This window comes from Pseudomonas sp. 203-8, assembly GCF_020708595.1.
Taxonomy (GTDB): Bacteria; Pseudomonadota; Gammaproteobacteria; order Pseudomonadales; family Pseudomonadaceae; genus Pseudomonas; species Pseudomonas aeruginosa.
This window is the reverse complement of the sequence record NZ_JAJFDF010000001.1, coordinates 1-24,056: the sequence shown is the minus strand read 5'-3', so window position 1 is coordinate 24,056 and position 24,056 is coordinate 1. Positions and strand designations below refer to the sequence as shown.

At 64.9% G+C, this 24,056-nt stretch carries 25 protein-coding genes; 16 read left to right on the top strand and 9 right to left on the bottom strand.

What is annotated here, in order from left to right; all coding sequences use genetic code 11:
* Nucleotides 1-8 precede the first annotated feature (8 nt).
* The gene (locus LJF27_RS00125; protein ID WP_003095106.1) at nt 9-458 is read right to left on the bottom strand and encodes a DUF411 domain-containing protein; all 450 of its coding nucleotides are present in this window, start codon (nt 456-458) and stop codon (nt 9-11) included.
* A 249-nt stretch (nt 459-707) separates the two neighbouring features.
* Here LJF27_RS00125 and LJF27_RS00120 point away from each other — a divergent pair, with 249 nt between their 5' ends.
* On the top strand, nt 708-1,157 hold the full coding sequence (locus LJF27_RS00120; protein ID WP_023116775.1) for a DUF4345 family protein: 450 nt from the start codon (nt 708-710) through the stop codon (nt 1,155-1,157).
* Nucleotides 1,158-1,160: 3 nt separating this feature from the next.
* On the opposite strand, the gene LJF27_RS00115 is transcribed toward LJF27_RS00120, so the two are convergent.
* From LJF27_RS00115 to phuR, 3 genes are all read right to left on the bottom strand, one after another.
* Entirely contained in the window at nt 1,161-1,673 is a 513-nt protein-coding gene (locus tag LJF27_RS00115) for a DUF4136 domain-containing protein (protein ID WP_003100166.1), read from the bottom strand.
* Nucleotides 1,674-1,753: 80 nt separating this feature from the next.
* Nucleotides 1,754-2,101, bottom strand: a complete 348-nt coding sequence (locus LJF27_RS00110; RefSeq protein WP_003121065.1) for a Rieske (2Fe-2S) protein — start codon at nt 2,099-2,101, stop codon at nt 1,754-1,756.
* A gap of 102 nt (nt 2,102-2,203) precedes the next feature.
* Nucleotides 2,204-4,498 carry a heme/hemoglobin uptake receptor PhuR gene (phuR, locus tag LJF27_RS00105; RefSeq protein ID WP_003113453.1) on the bottom strand — a complete coding sequence of 765 codons (2,295 nt, stop codon included), beginning with the start codon at nt 4,496-4,498 and terminating at the stop codon, nt 2,204-2,206.
* Nucleotides 4,499-4,677: 179 nt separating this feature from the next.
* Here phuR and LJF27_RS00100 point away from each other — a divergent pair, with 179 nt between their 5' ends.
* The 5 genes from LJF27_RS00100 to LJF27_RS00080 are packed head-to-tail and all read left to right on the top strand — an operon-like array spanning nt 4,678 to nt 9,344.
* Complete coding sequence (locus tag LJF27_RS00100) at nt 4,678-5,742, top strand: hemin-degrading factor (protein ID WP_014603331.1); 1,065 nt, start codon at nt 4,678-4,680, stop codon at nt 5,740-5,742.
* 9 nt (nt 5,743-5,751) lie between these two features.
* The gene (locus LJF27_RS00095) at nt 5,752-6,645 is read left to right on the top strand and encodes a hemin ABC transporter substrate-binding protein (RefSeq protein WP_003095100.1); all 894 of its coding nucleotides are present in this window, start codon (nt 5,752-5,754) and stop codon (nt 6,643-6,645) included.
* 50 nt (nt 6,646-6,695) lie between these two features.
* Nucleotides 6,696-7,679, top strand: a complete 984-nt coding sequence (locus tag LJF27_RS00090) for a FecCD family ABC transporter permease (RefSeq protein ID WP_003121063.1) — start codon at nt 6,696-6,698, stop codon at nt 7,677-7,679.
* Nucleotides 7,679-8,446, top strand: a complete 768-nt coding sequence (locus LJF27_RS00085) for a heme ABC transporter ATP-binding protein (protein ID WP_003095098.1) — start codon at nt 7,679-7,681, stop codon at nt 8,444-8,446. The genes LJF27_RS00090 and LJF27_RS00085 overlap by 1 nt, the downstream gene beginning before the upstream one ends.
* Before the next feature lie 10 nt (nt 8,447-8,456).
* Nucleotides 8,457-9,344 (top strand): ChaN family lipoprotein, encoded by an 888-nt coding sequence (locus LJF27_RS00080; RefSeq protein ID WP_016264158.1) that lies wholly within the window; start codon nt 8,457-8,459, stop codon nt 9,342-9,344.
* 463 nt (nt 9,345-9,807) lie between these two features.
* On the opposite strand, the gene cbpA is transcribed toward LJF27_RS00080, so the two are convergent.
* From cbpA to LJF27_RS00060, 4 genes are all read right to left on the bottom strand, one after another.
* Nucleotides 9,808-10,605, bottom strand: a complete 798-nt coding sequence (cbpA, locus tag LJF27_RS00075) for a cAMP-binding protein CbpA (protein WP_003095096.1) — start codon at nt 10,603-10,605, stop codon at nt 9,808-9,810.
* A 104-nt stretch (nt 10,606-10,709) separates the two neighbouring features.
* Entirely contained in the window at nt 10,710-10,982 is a 273-nt protein-coding gene (locus tag LJF27_RS00070; protein ID WP_003095094.1) for a TfoX/Sxy family protein, read from the bottom strand.
* 225 nt (nt 10,983-11,207) lie between these two features.
* Nucleotides 11,208-11,555: a pentapeptide repeat-containing protein gene (locus LJF27_RS00065; protein ID WP_003095090.1), complete on the bottom strand. Its 348-nt coding sequence runs from the start codon at nt 11,553-11,555 to the stop codon at nt 11,208-11,210.
* Nucleotides 11,556-11,646: 91 nt separating this feature from the next.
* Nucleotides 11,647-13,209, bottom strand: a complete 1,563-nt coding sequence (locus LJF27_RS00060; protein WP_003111353.1) for a bifunctional aminoglycoside phosphotransferase/ATP-binding protein — start codon at nt 13,207-13,209, stop codon at nt 11,647-11,649.
* 212 nt (nt 13,210-13,421) lie between these two features.
* Between LJF27_RS00060 and mrcB the strand changes: the two genes are divergently transcribed.
* From mrcB to LJF27_RS00045, 3 genes are read left to right on the top strand one after another with little or no spacing between them, the layout of a single operon-like run.
* Nucleotides 13,422-15,746, top strand: a complete 2,325-nt coding sequence (gene mrcB, locus LJF27_RS00055; RefSeq protein ID WP_016562373.1) for a penicillin-binding protein 1B — start codon at nt 13,422-13,424, stop codon at nt 15,744-15,746.
* 16 nt (nt 15,747-15,762) lie between these two features.
* Nucleotides 15,763-16,542: a penicillin-binding protein activator LpoP gene (lpoP, locus tag LJF27_RS00050; protein WP_019485574.1), complete on the top strand. Its 780-nt coding sequence runs from the start codon at nt 15,763-15,765 to the stop codon at nt 16,540-16,542.
* Nucleotides 16,542-16,871, top strand: a complete 330-nt coding sequence (locus tag LJF27_RS00045) for a YqcC family protein (RefSeq protein ID WP_023116774.1) — start codon at nt 16,542-16,544, stop codon at nt 16,869-16,871. Before lpoP ends, LJF27_RS00045 begins: the two co-directional genes overlap by 1 nt.
* A gap of 107 nt (nt 16,872-16,978) precedes the next feature.
* Here the strand turns inward: LJF27_RS00045 and LJF27_RS00040 are convergent, their stop codons facing one another.
* The gene (locus LJF27_RS00040) at nt 16,979-17,431 is read right to left on the bottom strand and encodes a DUF4124 domain-containing protein (protein ID WP_003095076.1); all 453 of its coding nucleotides are present in this window, start codon (nt 17,429-17,431) and stop codon (nt 16,979-16,981) included.
* Between LJF27_RS00040 and LJF27_RS00035 the strand changes: the two genes are divergently transcribed.
* The 7 genes from LJF27_RS00035 to msrQ all read left to right on the top strand — a co-directional run bounded on the left by LJF27_RS00035 (nt 17,421) and on the right by msrQ (nt 23,911).
* Entirely contained in the window at nt 17,421-17,693 is a 273-nt protein-coding gene (locus tag LJF27_RS00035) for a hypothetical protein (protein ID WP_152934532.1), read from the top strand. The genes LJF27_RS00040 and LJF27_RS00035 overlap by 11 nt on opposite strands.
* Nucleotides 17,694-17,981: 288 nt before the next feature.
* Nucleotides 17,982-19,706, top strand: a complete 1,725-nt coding sequence (locus LJF27_RS00030) for an acetolactate synthase 3 large subunit (RefSeq protein WP_003095071.1) — start codon at nt 17,982-17,984, stop codon at nt 19,704-19,706.
* A gap of 2 nt (nt 19,707-19,708) precedes the next feature.
* Entirely contained in the window at nt 19,709-20,200 is a 492-nt protein-coding gene (gene ilvN / locus LJF27_RS00025) for an acetolactate synthase small subunit (RefSeq protein WP_003095069.1), read from the top strand.
* Nucleotides 20,201-20,242: 42 nt separating this feature from the next.
* Nucleotides 20,243-21,259, top strand: a complete 1,017-nt coding sequence (ilvC, locus tag LJF27_RS00020) for a ketol-acid reductoisomerase (RefSeq protein WP_003095066.1) — start codon at nt 20,243-20,245, stop codon at nt 21,257-21,259.
* A 154-nt stretch (nt 21,260-21,413) separates the two neighbouring features.
* On the top strand, nt 21,414-22,229 hold the full coding sequence (gene pssA, locus LJF27_RS00015; protein WP_003095061.1) for a CDP-diacylglycerol--serine O-phosphatidyltransferase: 816 nt from the start codon (nt 21,414-21,416) through the stop codon (nt 22,227-22,229).
* Nucleotides 22,230-22,289: 60 nt separating this feature from the next.
* A complete protein-coding gene (gene msrP, locus LJF27_RS00010) occupies nt 22,290-23,303 on the top strand; it encodes a protein-methionine-sulfoxide reductase catalytic subunit MsrP (protein ID WP_003116065.1) in 1,014 nt (337 codons plus the stop codon).
* Nucleotides 23,303-23,911: a protein-methionine-sulfoxide reductase heme-binding subunit MsrQ gene (msrQ, locus tag LJF27_RS00005; RefSeq protein WP_016253925.1), complete on the top strand. Its 609-nt coding sequence runs from the start codon at nt 23,303-23,305 to the stop codon at nt 23,909-23,911. The genes msrP and msrQ overlap by 1 nt, the downstream gene beginning before the upstream one ends.
* The last annotated feature ends 145 nt before the right edge of the window (nt 23,912-24,056 follow it).

The window sequence follows — 24,056 nt, the reverse complement described above, 5'->3', positions numbered from 1 at the left end:
CGTTTTCGTTAGCGTCCCGGGTACTCCGCCAGTACCGAGGCCTGGCCGCTCCTGGTCAGGCCGACGACCTGGTAGGCGTCCTGGCGGTCGCCCATTTCCATGCCCGGCGAGCCGACCGGCATGCCCGGTACGGCGGCGCCGACCAGGTCGGCGCGTTCGCGCAGCTTGAGGATGTCGGCTGCCGGCACGTGGCCTTCGACGAACTTGCCGTCGATCACTCCGGTATGACAGGAGCCCATGCTGTAGGGCACGCCGAGACGGCTCTTGACTGCGCTCATGTCTGCTTCCACATGGTCGGTGACCTTGAAACCGTTGGCTTCGAGGTGCTTGATCCAGTCCTTGCAGCAGCCGCAGTTGGCGTCGCGGTGGACGTCGATGGCCAGCGGTTCGGCGGCCTGGACCAGGGAACCGTGGAGCAGGGTGGCGGCCAGGACGGCCAGGGGGGCGAAGCGGCGCATGGGATTCTCCTTGCTGCGAGCGAATGCCGGGAGCATACCGCTGGCACCCGCCGCCACCCAGCCGGTGAGCTGTATCCACTTGTGACGAAGCGATGCGCTGCCCGCCGCGCCGGGTTGCCGTTGGGCAGGGACGGATTGTCGCAGCGAACTCGTCGGCGCGGTTTGGGTCTGCTGTCCTTAGGGTTGCCGGGGCGTTCGCCGCCGGTGTCGAACTGACCGCTGGGGGCAACAGGCCCGAGGAGAAAGGGGATGCTCTTCGCCCGTTTGGTTTTGCTGGTTCAGGCGCTGGTATGGGGCGCGCTGGGAGTGCTGTACTGGGTGCGTCCCTACGAGATGGCCAATCTCAGTGGCATGCTGCTGATGGAGCCTTCGGCGGTCAGCGATGCGCGGGTGTTCTATGGCGGCCATCAGTTCGCCCTGGCGTTGTTCCTGCTGTTCGCCCTGCGCCGGGCTTCGCTGGTGCAGCCGGCGTTGATCCTGGTAGTGCTGCTGCAATCGATCCTGACCCTGTCGCGGCTATTGATTGCCTGGATCGAGGGCGGGATGGAGGCCGACGGCAACCTGTTCGGCCTGCTGTTCCGCGGCGCAATGGCTGCCCTGGAGATCGCCGCCCTGTGGTGGCTGCAACGGCGGCCGCCCCGGCTGTCGGCACCCGGCGAGAGCGCCGAGCGTCGCGAGGACGACTTCGACGGCCTGTGACATTCAAGGTTGACTGCGACTCGGGAAGTCCTTCAGCAACTGCGCGACGCCGCGGTCGAACGCTTCCTGGGTCAGCGCCGGATCGTGCAGTTGGCGGCTCAGCACGCTTTCCAGAAGGACCCTGCCGTTGCTTTCGTCAAGGATGCGCAGCGCCAGCCTGGCCTCGGTGTCTTCGGTCAGTTGGGTCTGGGTGAAGACGCCATCCTGAGTGATCACCGGGCGCATTTCCAGGCCCGGCTGGCGTTGCAGGCCGAGGGCGTAGATCACCCGCAGGTCGCCGTGTTCCGCGTGGTAGCGATAGCCCTTGGCCTCCAGGGCGCGGCGCACGGCCGTATCGAAACGCTCCTCGAAGTCGATGCGGTGCCCCTCGGCGCGTACCGCCTGGATGAAGAAAGTCCGGTAATCCGCCGCTGTTACGCCAGGGGCGAGCCGTACGGGGCCCGGTTCATTGCGGCAGGCATAGAGCAGCAGGCCGAACAGGAGCAGCAGGACGAAGCGCAGGCTGAATCGGCGCATGGCGCGTTCCTTCCTCTTTTTTATCTTTGTGCCGCAAGCCTAGCCGTTGCCTCGCGGCTTGCCGCCCATCCCCCGTTGGGTCAGTCGTCCAGCTCCACCCAGAGGCCTTCGGCGTCTTCCCGGCAGGGCAGGGCGCGCAAGCGCTCGCCAGCGCAGGGGCCGGCGACGCACTCGCCGGACTCGATGAGGAACAGCGCGCCGTGGCTGGCGCAACGGATCAGGCTGGCGCTGTCGTCGAGGAAGGCATCGGGCTGCCACTCCAACGGGATGCCGCGATGCGGGCAGCGGTTCAGGTAGATGTAGGCGCGGCCGTCGCGACGCACCGCGAACAGCCGCCGCTCATCGACGAGGAAGCCGCGGCTGTTGCCTTCGGCGAGATGGGAAGAGGGACACAGGTGGATCATGGGCGCTCCGTTTGCCGGGATCATTATCCCTGATCCGGAGGACGGCTTTCACCTGTGGCATGGAAAGCGCCCGGCATGGCCAGGCGCTGGGTATGGGGGCACTTCCGTGTGCGAAGGGGTAACGGGTCAGATGTCCCAGACCAGGTTGACCGCGAAATTGCGGCCTGGCTGGGACAGTCGGTCGATGTTGGCCGGGGCCAGCGCCGAAGCCTCGCCGACGCTGTCGTAGCCGCGCACGTCATCCCACAGCCAGTATTTCTTGTCGGTCAGGTTGTAGAGACCGGCGTTGAGGGTCAGGTCCTTGCTCAGCCTGTAGTAGGCGCTGAGGTCGAGGACGCCGAAGCCCGGGGTCTTGAACTGGCTGGCGGTGCCATCCGGGGTGTGGAAGGTGCTGTCGTCGACGCGATCCTTGCGTTTGACCAGGGTCCAGCTGAGCAGCCCGCCGTAGTTGCCGTCTGCTTCGTCGTAGCCCAGGCCGAACACTCCGGTGAGTGGGTTGACGCTGTTGATCGGCTCGCCGTTGTCCTTGTTGCGACCGTAGGCGTAGGCCACGCTGCCCTGGGTGTAGAGTCCCTGCGGCGCGCCGAAGGCGCCCAGCTCCAGGCGGCCCTTGAGCTCGACGCCCTTGATCACCGCCCGCTCGATGTTGTTGGACTGGAAGGTCTGGCCGTTGCCGCCGGTGCTATCGGTATTCAGGGCGTCTTCGTCGATGAAGTCGCGATATTTGTTGTAGAACACCGCTACACCGAAGCTGCCTTCGTCGAACTTGCCGCGCAACCCGGTCTCGAAGCTCTGGCTCTTTTCCGGCTTGAGGTTGGGGTTAGGCTCGATGTGGTAGCCCGCCTGCAGGTTCTCGAATCGACCGTACAGCGCCTTGGCGGTGGGCGTGCGGAAGCCCTGGGCGTATTGGCCGTACCAGGTGTAGTGCTGGGCGAAGTCGTAGGTCACGCCGAACTTGGGCGAAACCCGGTGCCATTTCTTGTCCGACTCGTCGACCGCGGTGTTCTGGCTCTGCTTCATGGTGCGCAGGAACTCGTCGGTGATGTGCGGCTCCATGCGCGTGTAGTCGTAACGCAGGCCGGGAGTGAAGGTCCAGTCGTTCCAGCTGATGCTGTCCTGGGCGAACAGGGCGTAGGTCTTCACCGTCGGATCGGGAAAGTCGCTGCTGCGTTCCAGGGCATCGCGCGGGCTGTCCGCGCCGGTGTCCAGGTTGGTGCCGGTGCCGCTGCGCATGCCGGTGACCTTCTGGTGCTTGAGATTGATCCCGTAGCTCAGCAGGTGCTCGGTCTCGCCGATGGCGAAGCTCTTGTCCAACTGGCTGTCGAAGACCCACAGGCGTTCCTTGTAGGTAGTGTCGCGGGTGCGCAGGACCTTGCGGGTGATCGGGTAGTAGAACTCGCGGGTCGCCTGGTCGGTCTTCGCCAACTGGTAGTTCAGGCTCCACTGGATGCGATCGGCGACCTGGCTGTCGAGCAGGAAATGGTGCTCCAGGCCGTAGCGCTCGCGAGTCAGGGTGTCGTTGCCCTTGCGCCACTGGTACATGCCGCCCGGCAGCATGCTCGGCGGGATGGCCGGCTTGCCCTTGTCGTACGGGCCGCCATAGGCGCTCTTCTGGTCGGTATCGACGTCGCTCTTGTACTTCTCGAAGACCAGCCCGAAGCGGCTGCCCTCGGCGTAGTTCCAGCCCAGCTTGCCGAGCAGGCTGTAGCTGTCGGCGTCTTCCGGGTTGGCTTCGCTGCGCGAGAGCCCGGTGCCGCCGTGGCCGCCGTTGGATTCGGTCTCGTGGCCCTGGCGGTAGCCATAATGCAGCAGGCCGTCGAAGTCGTCGGCGCGGCCGGCGACGGTGGCCGAGGTCAACCAGGAGTGGCTGGCCGACTCGTAGCCGGCCTTCAGCCGGGCGCCGACGTCCTTGCCGTCCTTGATGATGTCCGACGGGTCGAGGGTGAAGTAGCTCACCGCGCCGCCGATGGCGTTGCTGCCGTACAGCGCCGAGGCCGGGCCGCGAAGGATTTCCACGCGCTTTACGATGTCCGGATCGACGTAGTTGCGGTGGGTCTGCGCGTAGGGGCCGCTGAAGAAGTCGTTGGGCAGTTCGACCCCGTCGATCTGCGTAAGGATGCGGTTCCCGTCGATGCCGCGGATGTTGTAGCCGGTGATCCCGGCACGCTGGCCGGCGCCGCCGACCGAGACTCCCGGTTCGTAGCGCACCAGTTCCTTGATGTTGTTGACGTTCTGCCGGTCCAGTTGTTCGCGGGTCTGCACGCTGACGGTGCTTGGCACCGAATCCACTGCCTGCTCGGTACGGGTGGCGGTGATGGTGGTCGGGGTCAGCGGGACGGCGTTCCCCGCCAGGGCCAGGGAAGGGCTGAGCAACAGCAGGGCCAGGCAGGGGCGCAGGGCGAAGGGCGGGGAGAGCGGCATGTGGGACTCCTTGGGTCGGGCCGGTGGCGAATAGCCAGGGGGACGTCGGGCGCACAAGGTACTGCCAGAAAAACGCTAATGCAAATAATTATCAAATGGATTCAGATATGCGTTTTGTGGCAAAGTTCACCTGTTTTGCGCGTAGCGCGACCGAACCGGATATGCCCGAGGAACCGTCGATGAGCAGCACTCCCAGCCTTTCCCATTCCCCTGCCGAGCTTTACCGCGCCTGGCAGGACCTGCGCGCCGAGCGACCGCAGCTACGCGCGCGCGACGCCGCCGCGCTGTTGCAGGTCAGCGAAGGCGAGCTGGTCGCCAGCCGGGTCGGCATCGATGCCGTGCGCCTGCGGCAGGACTGGGCCGCCTTGCTGCCGGCGCTCGGCGAACTGGGGCCGATCATGGCGCTGACCCGCAACGAGCATTGCGTCCACGAACGCAAGGGGCCGTATCGCGAAGTGACGGTCTCTGCCAATGGGCAGATGGGCCTGGTGGTCTCGCCGGATATCGACCTGCGCCTGTTCCTGGGGGGGTGGAGCGCTGTCTTCGCCATTGCCGAGGAGACAGCGCGGGGTACCCAGCGCAGCATCCAGGTGTTCGACCAGCAGGGCGTGGCGGTGCACAAGGTGTTCCTTACCGAGGCCAGCGACGTCCGCGCCTGGGAACCGCTGGTCGAGCGCCTGCGGGCTGCCGAGCAGGATGCCGTGCTGGCCCTGCGCGAACCCCGCGCGCCGGCTGCTTCGCTCGTCGATGCGCAGATCGATGCCGCCGCCTTGCGCGAAGGCTGGGCCGCGTTGAAGGACACCCATCATTTCCACGCCCTGCTGAAGAAGCATGGCGCGCAGCGCACCCAGGCGCTGCGCCTGGCTGGCGGCGAATGGGCCGAGCGCCTGGACAATGGCGACCTGGCGAAACTCTTCGAAGCGGCGGCCGAAAGCGGGTTGCCGATCATGGTGTTCGTCGGCAACGCCCACTGCATCCAGATCCATACCGGGCCTGTGTGCAACCTGAAGTGGCTGGACGACTGGTTCAACGTGCTCGATCCGGAATTCAACCTGCACCTGAAGACCACCGGCATCGCCGAGCTTTGGCGGGTGCGCAAGCCGAGCACCGATGGCATCGTAACCAGCTGGGAGGCCTTCGACGCCGACGGCGAACTGATCGTGCAACTGTTCGGCGCGCGCAAGCCCGGCGAGCCCGAGCGCGACGACTGGCGCGAACTGGCCGAATCCTTCAAGGCGCTCTGAGGAGAGATCATGCGTATCGATCGACTATTCAACGGGTTGGCGCTGGGCATCCTGCTCGGCACCGGCATGGCCCAGGCCGCCGAGCTGCCGCAACGCTGGGTGAGCGCGGGCGGCTCGCTGAGCGAATGGGTAGTGGCGCTGGGCGGCGAGAGCAAGCTGGTCGGGGTGGACACCACCAGCCAGCATCCGCAGGCGCTGAAACAGCTGCCGAGCGTCGGCTACCAGCGCCAACTGGCTGCCGAGGGCGTGCTGGCGTTGCGTCCGGATATCCTCATCGGCACCGAGGAAATGGGGCCTCCGCCGGTACTCAAGCAGCTCGAAGGCGCCGGCGTGCGGGTCGAGACCCTCTCCGCCAAGCCGGATCTGGAGGCACTGGAAAGCAACCTGAAGAAGCTCGGCGACTGGCTCGGCGTGCCCCAGCGCGCCGAGGCCGCCGAACTTGACTATCGTCAGCGGCTGCGGCGCCAGGCGGACTGGATCGCGGCCGCGCAGAAGAGCCAGCCGGCCCCGGGCGTCCTGCTGGTGATCGGAAACGCCGGCGGTCAGTTGCTGGTAGCCGGGCGCAATACCGGCGGCGATTGGGTCCTGAACCGGGCCGGAGCACGCAACCTGGCTACCCATGAGGGTTACAAGCCGATCTCGGTGGAAGCCCTGGCAGCGCTCGATCCGGTCGCGGTGGTGATCGCCGACCGCAGCCTCGAAGGTGATGCGGCGCGTGCCGCGCTGCTCAAGCAGAACCCCGGCCTCGCCGCAACCCGCGCGGCGCGTGACGGACGACTGCTGGTGCTGGACCCGACGCTCCTGGTGGGCGGCCTCGGTCCGCGCCTGCCGGATGGCCTGGCGGCTCTCTCCGCAGCCTTTTATCCTTCCGCGAAACCGCTGAGTACGGAAGCCGCCCATTGAAATCGGTTGTTCGTCCCCGCGCACTGTTCGGTGCGCTGGGGATTTCGCTCGTGTTGGTCCTCTGGTTGTCCCTCGCCCTCGGTCCCGTCAGCCTGCCGCTGGGCGATACCCTGCGCGCCGCGCTGCGCCTGGCCGGGCTGCCGCTCGATGGAACGGGCCTGGCCCAGGCGGAAATGATCCTCGGCCAGATCCGCCTGCCGCGGACCCTGCTCGGCCTGGCCGTGGGCGCGGTGCTGGCGCTGTCCGGGGTGGCGATGCAGGGCCTGTTCCGCAACCCGCTGGCCGATCCAGGGCTGGTCGGGGTGTCCAGCGGCGCGGCCCTCGGCGCGGCGCTGGCCATCGTGTTCGGCGCCTCGCTGGGTGGCTTGCCGGCGTTCCTCGCGCCTTACCTGCTGTCGCTGTGCGCCTTCGGCGGCGGCCTGGGGGTGACCTGGCTGGTCTATCGACTTGGCCGCCGCGATGGCCAGACCAGCGTGGCCACCATGTTGCTGGCAGGGATCGCCTTGACCGCGCTGTCCGGCGCGGTGATCGGACTGTTTACCTATCTCGCCGATGACGCCACCTTGCGTACCCTGACCTTCTGGAACCTGGGCAGCCTGAACGGCGCCAGCTACCCACGACTCTGGCCGCTGCTGCTGGTGGCGCTGCTGGTGGCCTGCTGGCTACCGCGCCGGGCAGATGCGCTGAACGCACTGCTGCTCGGCGAGTCCGAGGCCCGTCACCTGGGCTTCGACGTCGAGCGATTGAAGGCCGAACTGGTGCTTTGCACTGCCCTTGGCGTCGGCGCCGCAGTGGCGGCGGCGGGGATGATCGGCTTCATCGGCCTGGTGGTGCCGCACCTGATCCGTCTGGTTGCCGGTCCGGATCATCGGACGTTGCTGCCGGCCTCGATGATGGCCGGCGCCATTCTCCTGCTGCTTGCCGACCTGCTGGCGCGCCTGGCGCTGGCTCCGGCGGAGTTGCCGATCGGCATCGTCACGGCACTGATCGGCGCGCCGTTCTTCCTTTATCTGCTATTGCGGGGGCGGGCCTGATGCTGCGCGTGGAGAACCTGTCCATCCGCCGTGGCGGAAAGACTGTACTGGAAGGCCTCGAACTGGAGCTGCGGCCTGGCGAGATGCTCGGCGTACTCGGCCCCAACGGCGCTGGCAAGAGCACCTTGCTTGGCGCTCTCTGTGGCGAACTGGAGCCGGCCGAAGGGCTGGTACTGCTCGACGAGCGCGGCCTCGACGACTGGCCGGGCGTCGCTCGCGCGCAGCGCCTGGCGGTGCTGCCGCAGAGTTCGTCGCTGGGCTTCGCCTTTCCGGTGGAGGCGGTGGTCGGCTTCGGTCGGCTGCCCCATTCCAGCGGCCGCGAGCGCGATGTGCAGATCGTCGCCGAGGCCTTGGCGGCGGCCGACGCCAGCCATCTGGCCGGGCGCAGCTACCTGGCGCTGTCCGGCGGCGAACGCCAGCGCGTGCACCTGGCGCGGGTGCTGGCGCAGCTGTGGCCGGGCGAGCCGGGGCAGGTGCTGCTGCTCGACGAACCGACCTCGGCGCTCGACCCGCTGCACCAGCACACCACCCTGCAGGCGGTGCATGATTTCGCCCGCCGCGGTGCCTCGGTGCTGGTGATCCTCCACGATCTCAACCTGGCCGCGCGCTATTGCGACCGCCTGCTGCTGTTGCAGAATGGTCGCCCGCACCTGCTCGGTACGCCCGAGGAAGTCCTGCGCCCCGAGCCGTTGCGCGCGGTGTTCGGCCTCGAGGTCCTGGTCCAGCGTCATCCCGAGCGAGGTCATCCGCTGATCGTCGCCCGTTGAAGGAGTCGCCATGCGCATTCGCCTGTTCGCTTTCTGTCTGCTGCTGGGCGGCTGCCAGTCCCAACTGCCGCCGCTGCCTGATTGGCAGAGCCCGGAAGGGCGCGACGATCCGCAGACGGGACGAATCGTCGAATTGCGCAGCGGCGTGACGCTGAGCCCGCAGCAACTGGTCGCACGCCTGGCGGCCGCGCCGCGAGTGATCGTCGGCGAGAAGCACGACAATCCCGATCATCATGCCGTGGAGCTGTGGCTGGCGCAGGCCCTGGGCGAATACCGGGCGCAGGGCAGCCTGCTGCTGGAAATGCTCGATCCCGGCCAGCAACCACGGGTGGATGCGGTCCGCGCACAACTCGGGAACGGCAAGCCGGTGGCGAACCTGGAGGAGGCCCTGGACTGGCAGAAAGGTTGGGACTGGACGCAGTACGGACCCCTGGTGTCCTGGGCGGTTGCGCAACCCGCGCCGTTGCTGGCGGCGAACCTCCAGCGGAGCGAGATCATGCGCATCTACAGGGAGCGACCGCCGCTTCCCGGAACGGCCTCCAGGCGTGACAGCGTGCGCCTGCCGCTGCTTGCGCAGATTCGCGAATCCCACTGCGGCATGCTTCCCGACGATCAATTGCCGGCGATGCTCGCCGTCCAGCAGCAACGTGACCGCCGCATGGCCGAGCGTTTTCGCGATGCGCCACTGCCGGCGATGCTCGTCGCCGGCAGCTTCCACGCCCGACGCGACCTCGGCGTACCGGTCCACCTGCGCGACCTTGGTGCGGAGAAGGGTGCGCAGGTACTGATGCTGGTCGAGGCCGGGCAGGCGGTAACGACGCGTGAGGCCGACTACGCCTGGTACACGCCGGCACAGCCGGACAAGGACTATTGCGCGGAGATGAAGAAGGCACGTTGAAGGAAGGGCGCGAGGCCTGGAGCCGTGTATCGCGCTACGTTTTCGCGGGCAAAAAAAGACCCGGCAAAGTGCCGGGTCGAAACCGTGATTAGCTTGATGAGGAGATAATCTGAAGAGTCCGACTGCTTGGTCTCTCAGCTTACCTGCTGGCCTCGCGACCAGTTGTTGTAATAATAACTATTCTCATTATCAGGTCAAGCCGGTTCTCATTCATTCCATCGCCAGCCGATGAACGGTCGTCTCCGGCCGAATCGCAGGCAAAAAAAGACCCGGCAAAGTGCCGGGTCAAAAACCGTGATTAGCCTGATGAGGAGATAATCTGAAGAGTCCGACTGCGTGGGTCTCTCAGCTTACCGGCTGATCTCGCGACCAGTTGAGTGACATAATAATGATTCTCATTTCCATGTCAAACGCTTTCGCCAAACTTTTCTGCTAGCTAGTCGCGAGCCCTCTGGAATGGGCCTCAGGCGCTGCGGCGCAGGCGCAGCTGGGTCACTTCCCGGTTAAGCAGGTCTATCCGCCGGGCCATGCCTTCGATCAGGCTATGGGCGATTCGCGGGTTGTTCTGCATAAGGCCGAGGAACTGCTCCTTGGGAATCACCATCACCGTGCAGGGTTCGCTGGCGACCACCGTGGCGCTGCGTTTCTCGCGAGTGAACACGGCCATGGCGCCGAAGATCTCGTCCTTCTGCACATCGCCGACTTTCTGGCCGTCCACCAGCGCTTCGGCATGCCCCTCGATGATGATGAACACATGATCCGCATCGTCGCCCTGGCGGATCAGCGCCTCGCCCGCGGCGAAGTGGCGGAAGCCGGTGGCCGGGCGGACTTCCGGCTGCTTCAGGTGCGCCAGCGCATCGCCGAGCAGGGCAGTCTGTCCGATCAGGTACTGCAATAGCAGTTCCTGACGTTCCTGGTCAGCATGGATGTGCTGGAGCAGCGCATCGCGCGAATAGGGCAGCAGGCGGATCGGCTCTTCGTTGGCATGCCGGCAGGCGGGGAGCTCGAGTCCGCGTCGAAGGCCGAGGAGGTCGCCTTCCTGGAGGTAGAACAGTGGGCGTTCGTCGACCAGCGCATGCAGCAGGCCGCTTTCCACCAGGAATACCTGGTCGGCGGGCAGCTCGCGTTCCAGGTCGTCGCTACGTTCCAGTTCCAGGGCGGGGCCGCTGGGTGCCAGGCCTTCGAGCAAGCGGTGAGGGATTCCCTGCAGGCGATTGATCAATTGGTCGGCATAAGCCGGTTGCTCGCCGAGTAGATACATGGCCATTTCCTTGAGCTGCCTGGTCGGGAGAGGAGGTACGAACGTCCACGAGACGATAGGTGGGCGCCCGGGGGGAGTAAATATCTTCCCGTGGCAGGTGTGAGCTAGCTCTTGTTTCGCACGGGGAAAGTCTCCAGCTCGCCGAGCAGTGCGGCCTTGTGGTCTGGGGACAGCTCGTTCCAGTGAACGTCGAGGAGTGCGCCTTCGATGGCATAGAGCAAGACTTTCGAGGCTCGGAAGCCGCGCGCGCGGACCGCGCGATAGGCTCCCACCGAGCCGAGCCGACGCAGATCGGTGGCGCTGTGGATACCCACGGCATGCAACCATTGGGTCGAGGTTTTCCCGAGGTTTTTCAGGTTCAGCAGTTCGTCGTTCATCGTCGGTCCTTGCGATGCCGCTCAGAAGCGTGATGGCGCGGAACTGCCTGGAACCGGTCCGGAGCCGACAGGGCCGGCGCGATGGAGCGAGATGGCCGACGCGAGCGGCCTTCGCCCTTACGATCCGGCGTAGGCGGTCCGGGACCGATCCTCAGCCGGCCGGGTACCTGCCAGAAGTGTAGCGGCCTCCCGGCAAAACGTGGCCTGGCGTGGTCCTTCCGCTTCTCAGGGCTCCGGCAGGTAGCGCAGGCGGGTGCCGAAGTTCACCGACATGCGGATCTCGTCCGGCGCCAGGCGCAACGGGAAATACGTACCGGATATCTGCGCATGGGCCAGGCTGGCGCCCTCCAGGCGCGCCTCGCGCAGATCCACGCCGCGCAGGTCGGCGCCGCGGAAATAGGCATCGCTGAAGTCGACGCGGGCGGCATCCAGCAGACGCAGGTCGAGGCCGCGGAAGTCGCCGCCGGCCAGGTCGATCCAGCCGTCGGCCGGCTTCTGTCGGTTGAAGCCTTCGATGTCTTCGGCGTGGAGCAGTTGGTAGAGCGGCGAGTCGAGCTGACGGGGCGAGTTCATGGGCGGCGTCCTGCGCAGAAGGCTCGCCGTGAGTATAGAAGAGCAGCGGCACGGCGCCCGCCCTGGAGGGGCGGGCGCCGTGGCAGTTCGTTCAGAGACCGGGCAGGCGCTGGCGAATGCCGTCGACCAGCCCGTCGAGGCTGGCCGCGTCGTGGGTGTCTACACGCTTGCTCTGGACCGTCTCCGCCGCTGTCAGCGGCTCGCGGGTAGCCTGCTGGGTGCGGATCACGTCGAGAGTCGCGTCGGACGGGTCCTTGCCTTCCGCCTGGCGTTGCGCAAGCCAGCCGGCGATCACCGCTTCGGGTGCCTGGCAGTCGAGGATCAGGAACGGCACGCCGGTTTCTTCCGCGATGTGGCAAGCGGCCTGGCGCTGATTCTGCTTCAGGTAGGCGGCGTCGATCACCACCGGATAGCCGGCCTGGAGGATCTTCGCGGCCAACTGGTGAAGGTGCGCATAGGTCGCTTCGCTGGCCTGGCTGCTATAGATGCCGGCGGCGAACTGGCCCCTGTCGTGTTCCGGCTGCTCGCCGAACAGACGCTTGCGTTCGACATCCGAGCGCAGGCGCACGGCGCCCAGAGCCTCCACCAGACGCATGGCCACCTGGCTCTTGCCGACCGCGGAGACACCATGGGTGACCGCCAGGAAGCGCGAGGGAATGGCGCTGTAGCTTTCCGCCAGGTTGGCGTAGTTGCGGTACTGGCGCAGGGTCGCCGCGCGCTGCACGGCATCGGTCTGGTAGCCGAGGCTGAACAGCGCGACCTTGGCGCGGACCATGGCGCGGTAGGCCTTGTAGAAGTTCAGCAGTTCCAGGGCCTGGTAGTCGCCGGTGTGTTCCAGATAGAGGCTGACGAAGCGTCGAGCGTGGCACTTCAGGCCGCGATCTTCCAGGTCCATCGCGAGGAAGGCGAAGTCGGCGCAGACATCGGTGAAACGGAACGGCTCGTTGAATTCGATGCAGTCGAACAGCACTACCCTGCCGTCGATCAGCGCGGCGTTGCCTAGGTGGATGTCGCCGTGGCATTCGCGGATGAAGCCCTTCGCCTTGCGCTCCTGGAGCACCGGCAGCAGGCGTTCGAAGCTGCTTTCCGCCCAGGCTTCGAGGGCATCCAGCTGTTGCAGGTCGGCCTTGTCCTTGAGCAGCGGGCGAACCTGCTCGAAATTCTGCCGCACCGGCGCCATGCAGGACTCGGCGGTGCCCAGCGGGTGCTCCAGCGGCACCTTCGGAGTGTTCTGGTGGAAGTGCGCGATCTGCTCGGCCAGTTCGTCGATATGCTGGTTGGACAGTTCGCCGCGGCCCTGGATTGCCGCCAGCAGGTTGTCCTGCGGGAACTGGCGCATCTTCAGCAGGTATTCGATTGCCTCGCCGTCGCCGCCGATCCGCGGCGCCTCTTCGCTGCCGGTGATCGGCAGGACCTCCAGGTAGAGATCGTCGGTGAGGCGCTGGTTCAGGCGCAGCTCTTCGTTGCAATAGAAGCGGCGCTTGTCCAAGCTGGTGAAATCGAGAAAGCCGAAATCCATCGGCTTCTTGATCTTGTAGGCGTAGGGACCGGTCAACAGGACCCAGGAGATGTGCGTCTCGATGACCTCGAAGCGCTCCACCGGGTGGGGGTAGAGGGCCGGGTTCTGCAGGGCGGCGATCAGGGTCTGGCTCACGGGATATCCTTGCCTCTGAAATATGCGAAAACCCGCATTATGGCGGGAAGGGGTGACAGTGCAAACCTCGCTGGCGGATAGCAACCATTTGCCGGATCGCCGGTCGAATGCGCCGCGCTGCCGCCGCGTCTATCCACCGGGGCCGCGCAGACCGTGGATGCCGCCGATGCGGTGTCTGTCCGCTGTGGATAAAGTACGTATAATGCGCCGCCATGACGCGTCCCCGATCCCCCCGTTCCCGTAACAGCAAAGCACGCCCGGCACCCGGCCTGAACAAATGGCTCGGCTGGGCTCTCAAGCTCGGCCTCGTCGGCCTGGTGCTCCTCGCCGGCTTCGCCATCTATCTCGATGCCGTGGTGCAGGAGAAATTCTCCGGCCGGCGCTGGACCATCCCGGCGAAGGTCTATGCCCGCCCGCTGGAGCTGTTCAACGGCCTGAAGCTGAGCAGGGAAGACTTCCTGCGCGAACTCGACGCCCTCGGCTACCGTCGCGAGCCCAGCGTGAGCGGCCCTGGAACCGTATCGGTGGCGGCCAGCGCGGTCGAACTCAATACCCGTGGCTTCCAGTTCTACGAAGGCGCGGAACCGGCCCAGCGCGTGCGCGTGCGCTTCAACGGCAACTACGTCAGCGGGCTGAGCCAGGCCAACGGCAAGGAACTGGCGGTGGCGCGCCTTGAGCCGCTGCTGATCGGCGGCTTGTATCCGGCGCACCATGAGGATCGCATCCTGGTCAAGCTCGATCAGGTGCCGACCTACCTGATCGACACCCTGGTCGCGGTCGAGGATCGCGACTTCTGGAACCACCATGGCGTGTCGCTGAAATCCGTGGCCCGGGCGGTGTGGGTCAACACCACGGCCGGCCAGCTGCGCCAGGGCGGCAGCACCCTGACCCAGCAGTTGGTGAAGAACTTCTTCCTGAGCAACGAACGCAGTCTGAGCCGCAAGATCAACGAAGCGATGATGGCGGTGCTGCTGGAACTGCACTACGACAAGCGCGACATCCTCGAGTCCTATCTCAACGAGGTGTTCCTCGGCCAGGATGGGCAACGAGCGATCCATGGCTTCGGCCTGGCCAGCCAGTATTTCTTCAGCCAGCCGCTGGCCGAGCTCAAGCTCGACCAGGTGGCGCTGCTGGTCGGCATGGTCAAGGGACCGTCCTACTTCAACCCGCGGCGTTACCCGGATCGTGCGCTGGCGCGGCGCAACCTGGTGCTCGACGTGCTCGCCGAGCAGGGCGTGGCGACCCAGCAGGAAGTCGACGCCGCCAAGCAGCGCCCGCTCGGCGTTACCCGGCAGGGCAGCATGGCCGACAGCTCCTATCCGGCCTTCCTCGACCTGGTCAAGCGCCAGTTGCGCCAGGACTACCGCGACGAGGACCTGACCGAGGAAGGGCTGCGCATCTTCACCAGCTTCGATCCGATCCTGCAGGAGAAGGCCGAGACCTCCGTCAACGAAACGCTCAAGCGCCTCAGTGGGCGCAAGGGAGTCGACCAGGTCGAGGCGGCGATGGTCGTGACCAATCCGGAAACCGGCGAGATCCAGGCCCTGATCGGCAGTCGCGACCCGCGCTTCGCCGGCTTCAACCGGGCCCTGGACGCGGTGCGGCCGATCGGTTCGCTGATCAAGCCGGCGGTCTACCTGACCGCTCTCGAGCGGCCGAGCAAGTACACCCTGACCACCTGGGTGCAGGACGAGCCCTTCGCGGTGAAAGGCCAGGACGGCCAGGTCTGGCGACCGCAGAACTACGACCGGCGCTCGCATGGCACGATCTTCCTGTACCAGGGCCTGGCAAACTCCTACAACCTGTCCACCGCCAAGCTCGGCCTCGACGTCGGTGTGCCCAACGTGCTGCAGACCGTCGCCCGGCTGGGTATCAACCGTGACTGGCCGGCCTATCCTTCGATGCTGCTGGGCGCCGGTTCGCTCAGTCCGATGGAGGTCGCCACCATGTACCAGACCATCGCCAGCGGCGGCTTCAACACGCCGTTGCGGGGGATCCGCAGCGTCCTCACTGCCGACGGCCAGCCGCTCAGGCGCTATCCGTTCCAGGTCGAACAGCGCTTCGACTCGGGCGCCGTCTACCTGGTGCAGAACGCCATGCAACGGGTCATGCGCGAAGGCACCGGGCGTTCGGTGTACAGTCAATTGCCGTCGTCGCTGACCCTCGCCGGCAAGACCGGCACCAGCAACGACTCGCGCGATAGCTGGTTCTCCGGTTTCGGCGGCGACCTCCAGGCTGTGGTCTGGCTCGGTCGCGACGACAACGGCAAGACGCCGCTTACCGGCGCCACCGGTGCCTTGCAGGTGTGGGCCAGCTTCATGCGCAAGGCGCATCCGCAATCGCTGGAAATGCCGATGCCGGAGAACGTGGTGATGGCCTGGGTCGACGCGCAGACCGGGCAGGGCTCGGCGGCGGATTGCCCGAATGCCGTACAGATGCCCTATATTCGTGGCAGCGAGCCCGCCCAGGGCCCAGGCTGTGGGAGCCAGAACCCCGCCGGCGAGGTGATGGACTGGGTACGTGGCTGGCTGAATTGATCCGAGAGGACCTGACGTGAAGAAGATTTTCGTATTCGCCGCGCTTGCCGGCAGTGCCCTGCTCGCGGGCTGTGCCAGCCCGCAGCATGGGGCGATCCCGGTGGTGGATTCCGGTACTCCGGTTTCCAACCAGGAAAGCGGCGGTTTCCGCATCACCCGTACCCAGGTACCGCGTACCCAGCAAGGCGCCGCCACCCAGGGCATTCCCCAGGGCGGCGACTCCGGCGTGGTGGTGATGGTGCCGCAGGGCGCCAATTCCGCACCGATCCAGACTTTCCCGGCGCAGTCCGGCGCCGCGCCGATCAGCAGCGCTCCGCTCGGCACCGGCACCCAGTACCAGGCTCCGCCCAGCAGCGCCTCCACGCCACCGCTGGGCGGCAGCTACAACATGCCGCCCAGCGGCGCCAGTCGTTCCGCGCCCACCGGCATTCCGGCCTCCGGCTCGGCCGGCAGCCTGGCAGCCGACGAGCAGTTGGACGGGCCGGTCCTGGCGATGCTCACAACCGCCCAGCAACAGCAGGGCAGCGGCGACCTGAACAGTGCCGCCGCCAGCCTCGAGCGAGCCCAGCGCATCGCTCCGCGCGAGCCTCAGGTGCTCTATCGCCTGGCCCAGGTGCGCCTGGCCCAGGGCGATGCGGCTCAGGCCGAGCAGGTCGCGCGCCGTGGCTTGAGCTACGCCAATGGCCGGCCGACCTTGCAGGCCGGGCTCTGGGAACTGATCGCCCAGGCGCGGGAGAAGCAGGGAGACTCCGCCGGCGCTGCGCTGGCCCGGCAGAAGGCAAAGGTCAGCTCCTGATGGATCGACGGGTCTATGCGCTGGCCGACCAGTTGTTGCTGATCGAGCGTGAGTTGCGTGCCCTCGGCTGGTGGAGCGAAAACCGCCCCGCCCCGGAAGCGCTGGCCAGCCCCGAGCCGTTCTGCGTGGATACGCTGGCGCTCGAGCAATGGCTGCAATGGATCTTCCTGCCGCGGATGAAGCTGATTCTCGAAAGCGACAGCGCCTTGCCGCAGGCCTCGGGTATCCTGGCCATGGCCGAGGTGGCCTATGCGCAGCGTGGCGAGGAAGTCGCCGGTCTGCTGGCGGCGCTTGGCGAGTTCGACCGGCTGATCGGCGGGCCGTCATGAAGCTTCGGCAGTAAAGAAAAACCCGGCTACAGGCCGGGTTTTTCTTTGCTTCAAGCAAGGCGGAGAGCCGGGTCAGCCCCCAGCTGCGGGACGGGGCTGTGTTCGCCTCAGCGGCAATTCTCCTGGATCGCCTTTTCGGCCTTGGCGATTCGCTCCTGGCGTTCTTCCTCGCCGAGGCGACGGAGTTCGCCCTTGCCTTCGTCGACCCTTACGCGCGGGTTGTTCTTCAGTTGCGCGAGGTTGTTGCGGGTCTCTTCGCAGAACTGCTTACGCTCGGCCTCTTCCTTCGCCACTTGCTGCTTCACCTTGTCGTCGATCGCCTTCTGCTCGGGATCGGCCGGTTTCTGCTGGATGGTCGGTGCCGGGGTCGAGGGGGGCAGGGGGAAGTTGTCCGGCGGCGGGGCGGTCTGGGTATTCACCGTGGTCGCTTGCGCACCTTGCGGCGGTTGTGCGCCGAAGTGGGTGACGCCCTCGGCGTCGACCCATTTGTAGATCGGGGCGGCCATGGCGAAAGAGGAAAGGGCGAGCAACAAGCTGGCCGGGAGGATCATGCGTCGCATGCGGAGTCCTTGGAATGCGCTAACTGCGGCTAACTATAACCAAATCCGCCAGCGCGGCATGCTGCACGGCATCACAACCGCCGCCGGAGACGGCCTCGCCGTGGCAAGTCCTCGCGGGAATCATGGGCATTTTGGAAAAGTTTGCTCTAAATCGGAATTTTCTAGCCATAAAATCTGTTTTTGGTCATTGATCAGCTTTTTTATGGAAGGGTATGGCAGCTTCCTTGGAATTTTTTTTGATAATTTTCAGAATAAAGCTTGACTTGCGTTCGACGAATGCGAAGAATCCAAGCTCGCTGTAGCGGGCCGTCTGCAACCCAGTCCCCTCTCCGGCAGACCATGAGGTGCCTACCCGCGCCGAAAGTTACACCCTGCTTCGCGTTACCTCGCGCTGGGTGGAAGAGCTCCGTAACACCAGGCGCCCTTCCAAGTTTGCTCAATCGGCAGTTGACGTAGCCGGTGACTACCGTCACCCATGCTCTGCCGGGCAGCCAACCGAATTTCGGTCGCCCGCCCCTGGGTGGCCGTATAGCGTTCTAGAGGTGAAAACGTGGAGCTTTTATCTGGCGCTGAAATGGTCGTCCGCTCGTTGCGCGACGAAGGCGTTAAGTACATCTACGGGTACCCGGGTGGTGCCCTCCTGCATATCTACGACGCGCTCTTCAAGGAGCACGACGTGACCCACATCCTGGTGCGCCACGAACAGGCGGCTACCCATATGGCCGACGGCTACGCCCGCGCCACCGGCAAGCCCGGTGTCGTGCTGGTGACTTCCGGCCCGGGCGCGACCAACGCCATCACCGGTATCGCCACCGCATACATGGACTCCATCCCGATGGTGATCCTGTCGGGCCAGGTGCCGAGCAACATGGTCGGTACCGATGCGTTCCAGGAAACCGACATGGTCGGGATCTCCCGGCCGATCGTGAAGCACAGCTTCATCATCAAGCATCCCTCGGAAATTCCCGAGGTGATCAAGAAGGCCTTCTACCTGGCGCAGTCCGGTCGTCCGGGGCCGGTGGTCGTGGATATTCCGAAGGACATGGGCGACCCGACGCAGAAGTTCGAATATTCCTATCCGAAGAAGGTCAAGTTGCGTTCGTACAGCCCGGCCGTTCGCGGTCACTCGGGACAGATCCGCAAGGCCGCCGAGATGCTCCTGGCCGCCAAGCGCCCGGTGGTCTATTCCGGCGGCGGCGTGATCATGGGCAATGCCGCGGCGCCGCTGACCGAGCTGGCGCAGATGCTCAACCTGCCGGTGACCAACACCCTGATGGGCCTCGGCGGGTATCCCGGCGCGGACCGCCAGTTCCTCGGCATGCTCGGGATGCATGGCAGCTTCACCGCCAACCTGGCGATGCATCACAGCGACGTGATCCTCGCGGTCGGCGCGCGTTTCGACGACCGGGTCATCAACGGTGCGGCGAAGTTCTGCCCGAACGCCAAGATCATCCACATCGACATCGATCCGGCGTCGATTTCCAAGACCATCAAGGCCGACATCCCGATCGTCGGCCCGGTGGACAGCGTTCTCACCGAAATGGTCGCGATCGTCAGGGAAATCGGCGAGACCCCGAACCAGGATGCCCAGGCTGCCTGGTGGAAGCAGATCGACGAGTGGCGTGGTAACCGTGGGTTGTTCCCGTACGACAAGGGCGACGGCAGCATCATCAAGCCGCAGACCGTCATCGAGACGCTCTACGAGGTTACCCATGGCGATGCCTTCATCACCTCCGATGTCGGCCAGCACCAGATGTTCGCCTCGCAGTACTACAAGTTCAACAAGCCCAATCGCTGGATCAACTCCGGCGGTCTCGGCACCATGGGCTTCGGCTTCCCGGCGGCGATGGGCATCAAGCTCAACTTCCCGGACGACGATGTCGCCTGCGTGACCGGCGAGGGCAGTATCCAGATGAATATCCAGGAACTGTCTACCTGCCTGCAGTACGACCTGCCGGTGAAGATCGTCAACCTGAACAATGGTGCCCTGGGCATGGTCCGCCAGTGGCAGGACATGCAGTACAACAGCCGTTATTCGCATTCCTACATGGAATCCCTGCCGGACTTCGTCAAGCTTGCCGAAGCCTACGGGCATGTCGGCATGCGCATCACCGACCTGAAGGATCTGAAGCCGAAGATGGAGGAGGCGTTCGCCATGAAGAATCGCCTGGTCTTCCTCGACATCCAGGTGGACGCCAGCGAACACGTCTATCCGATGCAGATCCGTGACGGCGCGATGCGCGACATGTGGCTGAGCAAGACGGAGCGTACCTGATCATGCGACACATCATTTCCCTGCTGCTGGAAAACGAGCCAGGCGCATTGTCCCGTGTGGTCGGCCTGTTCTCCCAACGCAACTACAACATCGAAAGCCTGACCGTGGCGCCGACCGAGGACCCGACCCTGTCGCGTCTGACGCTGACCACCGTGGGGCACGATGAGGTGATCGAGCAGATCACCAAGAACCTCAACAAGCTGATCGAAGTGGTCAAGCTGGTGGATCTGTCGGAAAGCGCCCATATCGAGCGCGAGCTGATGCTGGTGAAGGTCAAGGCCACGGGCGCCCAGCGCGCCGAGGTCAAGCGCACCACCGATATCTTCCGTGGGCAGATCGTCGACGTCACCAGTAGCGTCTATACCGTGCAACTGGCGGGTACCAGCGACAAACTGGACAGCTTCATCCAGGCCATCGGCACCGCGTCGATCCTGGAAGTGGTCCGCAGTGGCGTCACCGGCATCGCCCGTGGCGACAAGACTCTGAGCATCTGAACTGAAAGCAGGCCCGCGAGGCCTTACTGAAGGGGAATTCCCATGCGCGTTTTCTACGATAAAGACTGTGACCTCTCGATCATCCAGGGCAAGAAAGTTGCCATCATCGGCTACGGCTCCCAGGGCCACGCCCATGCCTGCAACCTGAAGGACTCCGGCGTCGACGTCACCGTGGGCCTGCGTAGCGGCTCCGCCACCGTGGCCAAGGCCGAAGCGCACGGTCTGAAGGTTGCCGACGTGAAGACCGCCGTCGCCGCAGCCGACGTGGTCATGATCCTCACCCCGGACGAGTTCCAGGGCCGCCTGTACAAGGAAGAGATCGAGCCGAACCTGAAGAAGGGCGCCACCCTGGCCTTCGCTCACGGCTTCTCCATCCACTACAACCAGGTCGTCCCGCGCGCCGACCTCGACGTGATCATGATCGCGCCGAAGGCACCGGGTCACACCGTGCGTTCCGAGTTCGTCAAGGGCGGTGGCATCCCTGACCTGATCGCCATCTACCAGGACGCTTCCGGCAACGCCAAGAACGTCGCCCTGTCCTACGCCTGCGGCGTCGGCGGCGGTCGTACCGGTATCATCGAAACCACCTTCAAGGACGAGACCGAAACCGACCTGTTCGGTGAGCAGGCCGTTCTCTGCGGTGGTTGCGTCGAGCTGGTCAAGGCCGGTTTCGAAACCCTGGTCGAAGCCGGTTACGCGCCGGAAATGGCCTACTTCGAGTGCCTGCACGAGCTGAAGCTGATCGTCGACCTGATGTACGAAGGCGGCATCGCCAACATGAACTACTCCATCTCCAACAATGCCGAATACGGTGAGTACGTAACCGGTCCGGAGGTGATCAACGCCGAGTCCCGTGCTGCCATGCGCAACGCCCTGAAGCGCATCCAGGACGGCGAGTACGCGAAAATGTTCATTACCGAAGGTGCGGCCAACTACCCGTCGATGACTGCCTACCGCCGCAACAACGCCGCTCACCCGATCGAGCAGATCGGCGAGAAGCTGCGCGCGATGATGCCGTGGATCGCAGCCAACAAGATCGTCGACAAGAGCAAGAACTAAGCGGCTCCGGCGACAGACGAAAAAACGCGGCCCCGGCCGCGTTTTTTCGTTCTTGCCTGGCGATCTGGTATAAAGCCTGGGCCGGCGGAGTTGTCTTCCTAGTCAGAAGTGCTGTCGGCATATTCGTACCCCATCAGTTCCCAAGGAATTGTCCATGAGTGAACGTCCCGAGGAGCCGAACAAGGCCTCCGACGAAGAAAGCCTGCTGCCCATCGACGAACATATAGAAGAAGGGCACGACGCCGAAGGGCGGAAGGTTCGTCACCGCGGTATCTACCTGCTGCCCAACCTGTTCACCACGGCGGCCCTGTTTTCCGGCTTCTACGCCATCATCAATGGCATGAGCGGCCAGTTCGCCAACGCCGCCATCGCTATCTTCGTGGCCATGGTCCTCGATGGACTGGACGGCCGCGTGGCTCGCCTGACCAACACCCAGAGCGCCTTCGGCGCCGAGTATGACTCGCTGTCCGACATGGTCGCCTTCGGTGTGGCGCCGGCGCTGGTCGCCTTCGAATGGGCGCTTGGCAGCCTCGGCAAGGTCGGCTGGATGGTCGCCTTCATCTACGTTGCGGGCGCAGCCCTGCGTCTGGCTCGTTTCAACACCCAGGTCGGCAAGGCCGACAAGCGCTATTTCATCGGCCTGGCCAGTCCGGCCGCCGCGGCGCTGGTGGCGGGCACGGTATGGGCGTTCAGCGATTTCGAGATCCAGGGCGCCAAGGTTGCCTTCCTCGTCGCCCTGCTGGTCGCCGCCGCCGGTGTGCTGATGGTCAGCAACATCAAGTACCACAGCTTCAAGGATCTCGACCTGCGCGGCCGGGTGCCGTTCGTGGCGATCCTTATCGTGGTGCTGGCCTTCGCCGTGGTCTTTACCGACCCGCCGCGCATCCTCCTGTTGCTGTTCCTTGCCTACGCGGCCTCCGGTCCTGTGCAATACCTGCTGCAACTGCGTCGCCGGAAGCAGCCGAGCTGATGTAATTTCCAACGGGCTCCGTAGTCTACTGGCACAAAGCTGGTCATTGCGGAGCCCGTCATGCTGATCAAGATTCCCTCCCGTTCCGACTGTTCCGAGTCGGAAGTCACGTCCGAAACCCTCTACCTGTCCCGTCGGCGCCTGCTCGGCGCTTCCCTCGCCGGATTGGCGCTGGCCAGCGGCCTGCCACGCCTGGGCTTTGCCGACGAGCAGCGCTATGCCGGTGTCGAGTCGGTACCGGCGCCGGGCTGGTTCGCCGAAAAGCTACCGCAGACCCGCTGGCAGGCGGTGAATGTCCAGGGGGAGGCGATCACGCCATTCAAGGACGCCACCCACTACAACAATTTCTACGAGTTCGGGCCGAACAAGGGCGACCCGGCGGAAAACGCCTCGGCCCTGAAGACCGAGCCCTGGTCGGTGGTGATCGACGGCGAGGTCGGCAAGCCGGGTACCTATGCCCTCGAGGATTTCGTCAAACCCTACCAACTGGAAGAGCGCATCTATCGGCTGCGCTGCGTGGAAGCCTGGTCGATGGTGATCCCTTGGCTGGGCTTTCCCCTGGCGGACCTGCTCAAGCGGGTCGAACCCAATGGGCAGGCGAAGTTCGTCCGTTTCGAAACCCTGCAGCGTCCGGAACAGATGGTCGGCCAACGCTCCGGTTTCTCGGTGATCGACTGGCCTTATATGGAAGGCTTGCGCATGGACGAGGCGATGCATCCCCTGGCAATTCTGGCGGTGGGCATGTACGGGCGGCTGTTGCCCAACCAGAATGGCGCGCCGTTGCGCCTGGTGGTGCCGTGGAAGTATGGCTTCAAGAGCATCAAGTCTATCGTGCGTATCAGTCTGGTCCGCGAGCAGCCGAAGACCACCTGGGAAAGCATTGCCGCCAACGAGTACGGGTTCTATGCCAACGTCAATCCGCAGGTCGACCACCCGCGGTGGTCCCAGGCCCGCGAGCGGCGCCTGCCCAGTGGGTTGTTCAGTCCCAATGTGCGGGATACGCAGATGTTCAATGGCTACGGGAGTGAGGTCGCTTCCCTTTATAGCGGCATGGATCTGAGGAAGTACTACTGATGCGCTACTGGTATCTGCGCCTTGCGGTATTCCTGGGGGCGTTGGCGGTGCCGGCCTGGTGGTTGTACCAAGCCTGGATCTTTGCCCTCGGACCTGACCCGGGCAAGACCCTGGTCGATCGACTGGGGCTGGGCGCCTTGGTATTGCTGCTACTCACCCTGGCGATGACGCCACTGCAGAAGCTGAGCGGCTGGCCGGGCTGGATCGCCGTGCGCCGCCAGTTGGGGTTGTGGTGCTTCACCTATGTGCTGCTGCACCTGAGCGCTTACTGCGTGTTCATCCTGGGGTTGGACTGGGGGCAGTTGGGCATCGAGTTGAGCAAGCGTCCCTACATCATCGTGGGAATGCTTGGATTCGTCTGCCTGTTCCTGTTGGCGATCACTTCCAACCGCTTCGCCATGCGCAAGCTCGGTAGCCGCTGGAAGAAGCTGCATCGCCTGGTCTACCTGATCCTTGGGCTCGGCTTGTTGCACATGCTCTGGGTGGTGCGGGCAGACCTGGAGGAGTGGACCCTGTACGCTGTGGTTGGTGCGTCGCTCATGCTGCTGCGGCTACCCTCGATCGCTCGCCGCCTGCCCAGGCTTCGAACTCGTCACGGTGTTTCGTAATAAAAGTTTCAAATAAGTGTTGACGCCAGTTTCTATCTCCCTATAATGCGCACCACTCCCGGCGACGACGAAGAGTAAATGCTTGAAAATCAAGGATTTACGGATTCTCTTCCAGGGGGTGGTGAAGCGCTCCGGCAGGTTGTTC